This is a genomic window from Syntrophomonas sp. UBA5494 (assembly GCF_002426325.1).
This window is the reverse complement of record NZ_DIPG01000099.1, coordinates 6,866-11,100: the sequence shown is the minus strand read 5'-3', so window position 1 is coordinate 11,100 and position 4,235 is coordinate 6,866. Positions and strand designations below refer to the sequence as shown.

The 4,235-nt window shown below is 47.5% G+C and carries 4 protein-coding genes; 2 read left to right on the top strand and 2 right to left on the bottom strand.

Annotated elements, in window-relative coordinates:
• The coding region (locus B3W37_RS11015; RefSeq protein ID WP_483175778.1) for an MFS transporter at nt 1-1,221 on the bottom strand (1,221 nt) is incomplete at its 3' end.
• A 477-nt stretch (nt 1,222-1,698) separates the two neighbouring features.
• Here B3W37_RS11015 and B3W37_RS11010 point away from each other — a divergent pair.
• Both B3W37_RS11010 and B3W37_RS11005 read left to right on the top strand, forming a co-directional pair.
• Nucleotides 1,699-2,910 carry a Tm-1-like ATP-binding domain-containing protein gene (locus B3W37_RS11010; RefSeq protein WP_483175777.1) on the top strand — a complete coding sequence of 404 codons (1,212 nt, stop codon included), beginning with the start codon at nt 1,699-1,701 and terminating at the stop codon, nt 2,908-2,910.
• A 20-nt stretch (nt 2,911-2,930) separates the two neighbouring features.
• Entirely contained in the window at nt 2,931-3,764 is an 834-nt protein-coding gene (locus tag B3W37_RS11005) for a phosphoenolpyruvate hydrolase family protein (RefSeq protein ID WP_483168719.1), read from the top strand.
• Nucleotides 3,765-3,893: 129 nt separating this feature from the next.
• Here the strand turns inward: B3W37_RS11005 and B3W37_RS11000 are convergent.
• On the bottom strand, nt 3,894-4,235 hold a 342-nt coding region (locus B3W37_RS11000), incomplete at its 5' end, for an AMP-binding enzyme (RefSeq protein ID WP_483175775.1).

The window sequence follows — 4,235 nt, the reverse complement described above, 5'->3', positions numbered from 1 at the left end:
AGGTTCCAATTTGTTTTCCGGTTTTCCGGCTTCAATCAACACCTTATTGCCTAACATGAAAAAACCTTCCACAAGTATTAATAGGCCGGTTCCCAGCAAGAGCCATTCGATTCTGATCATGTCGGCTGCCGGTCCATACACCAGCATAGCCAGAGGCATAATGGAGCTGGATATCATATTTAAAACACTGAATACCCTCCCCAAAAAATCTGTTTCCACCTTCTCTTGCAGTAATACGATGAAGGGGGTGTTGAACATGGGCAGAACCATGCCGACCATCCCCATAATAGCAAGGTAAATCCAAAATATAGGGACAATTCCCAGTGCAAAGGTGCCTACTGCGATGACCACAACTGAGGTTATCATAGTGTGAAGTCGGTTTTTGAAACCGCCCCAGGCGGCGATGATTATGCCCCCTGCCATCATCCCGACAGAAAAGGCCACCTCAATGGCAGTCAGACGCCAGACCTCGGCCCCGAAGCTGCGTGTTACCTGCAGCGGGGTCAAAAATGATAACGGGGCCGCCAATATAAAAAATATCCCGCAAAATATAAAAAGGGTTCTTATAAACCCGTGATTGCTGATGTACCTGAGGCCTTGTTGCATATCGCCAAAATAGCTGATGTCAGACTTCTGAAGCGCTTTGGCATGGAGTTTGACATTCAGCAAAGATAATATAAAGACCGCTATTGCCGCTGTTACTACGTCGATAAAAAATATGGCTTCGATGGTAGCCAGAGTCAAAAGCGCTCCGCTGAGCAGAGGCGAAACCAGGAAAACCAGAGATTGAATGCTGCTGTTTACCCCGTTCACTCTGGTAAGCATGTCCTCAGGGACTAAATCGGGAAGAATTGCTCCCAGCGCAGGGGTCTGAATACCGGTACCGATGGAGCGTATAGCAGATGCTACAAAAAGCAGCCATATCGAACCGTGGCCCATGATAAACAGAATTGCTAAAATCAATGTAGTTATCGCTGTTAAAGAATCTGAGGCTATAATAAGCAGCTTGCGATTATAGCGATCGGCCCATACCCCGGCAAACGGGGAAATAAAAAAAGTGGGTACAAATCCGCAAATAATAGCGACAGTCATCATCACACCGGATTGGGTCTGCAAAGTGATGTACCAGGTTATAGCATACTGAACCAGCATCGATCCAAACAATGATATATTCTGGCTGGCTAAAAATATAACAATGTTCTTTTTCCAATTATTGTGCATGTATAAAAACAACTTCTCCTTTAGCTTTTAATTACCCAATCATCAGTTGAAAAATCCGCTCGGGCTATCTTTCCTTATGAGCAATCATACTACAAAAGCCAACTGTAGGCTTTATTTTAATAATCGGAAATATCAGTAACGACATGGCTATAGTGCCATACAGTTTTTTTTACCTTGTCTTATCCATGCTGTTAAAGGACTATATAGTTTGTCAGATTGGCCTATAGATTAATTTGTTAATTAATGCCTTAATGGAGAATATATATGTAGTGGAAAAAACCTGGCACTTATGGGAAAGAAAAGCTCAGCAAATAATACTTTCAATTAATCTGGTTACGATATTTGCATCCCCTGGATCCCTATTTTCAGGGTGTTCTAATTATAAATTTACATATTATGGTGTATGAAATAGACTGGGTTTATAGGATGTCGTTTTCAGAGTGGAATGTGGCCGATATTAAAAGGGGGCATGTGGTCTTGAAAAAAGTTGTAATTTTAGGGACTCTTGATACCAAGGGCGCGGAATTCAAGTTTATCAAAGACATCATTGAATCCCAAGGTGTACAAGCGCTGGTTGTCAACGCCGGAGTGCTGGGTATCCCCCATTTCCAACCCGATATATCCAACAGCATCGTGGCCGAAGCTGGCGGTACGGAACTGGCCGAACTTATCGCAGCCAATGACAGAGGCCGGGCTGTGGATGTGATGATGAAAGGCAGTGCGAAAGTCGTCTCCGAGCTGGAAAAACAAGATATGATCGCGGGCATAATAAGTCTGGGCGGAACCGCCGGCACCACCATCGGCACCCATGCCATGCAAGCATTGCCGGTGGGAATCCCCAAACTGATGGTTTCAACGGTTGCCTCCGGAGATACCAGGCCTTATGTGGGAAACAAAGACATCACTATGATGTACTCCGTGGTAGACATCTCTGGGATAAATTCGATATCCTCAAAAATCCTGGCCAACGCCGCCTTTGCCATTGCCGGCATGGCAAAAGGGGTTACTCCAGTCCTGGAACATGAAAAGCCCCTCCTGGCAGCCACCATGTTTGGGGTGACAACGCCCTGCGTTACTTCAGCTCGTGAATACTTGGAGTCAAAAGGCTACGAAGTACTGGTTTTCCATGCTACCGGAGCTGGCGGAGGATCGATGGAAGCCTTAATAACTGCCGGCTTTATAAAAGGCGTATTGGATATCACCACTACAGAATGGTGTGATGAACTGGTGGGCGGGGTCTTTAGCGCAGGTCCCCATAGACTGGAAGCGGCAGCACAGATGGGAATTCCTCAGGTGGTCTCAACAGGTGCACTGGATATGGTCAATTTTGGTCCTATGGATACGGTTCCAGCACAGTTCAAGGACAGGAAGCTCTATAAACATAATGCCACGGTTACTTTAATGCGTACCACGGTTGATGAAAACCGGCAGTTGGGCCTGATTATCGCTGACAAGCTGAACATGACCACCGGAGCAACCGCGCTGTTTTTACCGCTGAAAGGGGTTTCACTGATTGATGCCGAAGGTCAGCCTTTCTATGGCCCTGAAGAAGACCGGGCTCTGTTTGATGCCCTGAGAGACAACATAAATCAGGATAAAGTTGAGTTGATAGAGATGGACAATAATATCAATGATGAAGCATTTGCTCTGGCGATGGCTAAGAAACTGGTTGATATGCTGGAAAAATAATCAAAGGGGGTCTTCATACTGTGGCGTGGACTATAGAAAAAGTGCGGGCAAGGCTGCAAGAACAGATTAAAGCCGGCCGGCCGCTGATAGGCGCAGGTGCCGGAACCGGCATTTCTGCCAAATCGGCCGAAGCTGGCGGTGTGGATATGATCATCATTTACAATTCAGGCCGCTATAGAATGGCCGGTAGGGGTTCCCTGGCCGGGCTGATGCCTTATGGAGACGCCAATCAAGTTGTGGTGGAAATGGCCCGGGAGGTGCTGACCATCGTAAAGGATACTCCTGTTCTAGCCGGGGTATGCGGCACAGATCCTTTCCGGGACATGGAATATTTCCTGAGGCAATTAAAGGATATGGGCTTTGCCGGGGTGCAGAATTTCCCTACAGTAGGCTTGATCGACGGGAAGTTCAGGGCCAACCTCGAAGAAACCGGCATGGGTTATGGACTGGAAATTGAAATGATCGGCAAAGCACATGAGGTTGGATTATTCACCACCCCCTATGTGTTCGATGAAGAAGATGCCAGGAAGATGGCCCAGGCAGGTGCGGATGTGCTGGTTGCTCACATGGGTTTGACCAGCAAAGGCACTATCGGGGCCGAGACTGCTATGGATCTGGATGAGGCGGTTAAGCGGGTGCAGGCCATTCATGATGCCGGAAAATCTGTTAATCCTGACATCATGGTCATCTGTCACGGCGGTCCCATAGCCGAACCGGCGGATGCGCAATATGTCCTGAGTCACACCCGGGGAGTGGATGGTTTCTTTGGTGCTTCCAGCATCGAAAGGCTTCCCACCGAAACAGCGATCAAGAACCAGACTATTGCATTCAAAAACATAAGATTGGGTCAATAGGGTAAACGAAACGGAAATCCCAAGCATAAGGCTTGAAGGGGCTGAATCCCAAATGTCATGGGAATCAGCCCCTTTATGGCAATAAATGATATAAAGAATTTTTCGCAGCATTCATTAATGTGCGGTTAATCAGCTTCCGGTTTGTACCGCCACCAGACTGACCGCACCATATTTTTCCCTTAACCGGGGTTTTTCAATTTTGCCGGTGGGATTGCGCGGAACCTCATCAAAGATTATGGCACGCGGGCGTTTGTAACGCGGCATGGGAGCGCAAAATGCCCGGATGTCTTCCTCGCTGTACTCGCAGCCCGGTTTGAGTTCGATGATGGCGGCCGAAATCTCACCGAGACGCTTATCAGGCAGGCCGATTACCGCAACATCTTTTATTGCCGGGTGGGCGCGCAGGAAATCCTCTACTTGTACCGGATAAATATTTTCCCCTCCGCTGATGATGACATCTTTTTTGCGGTC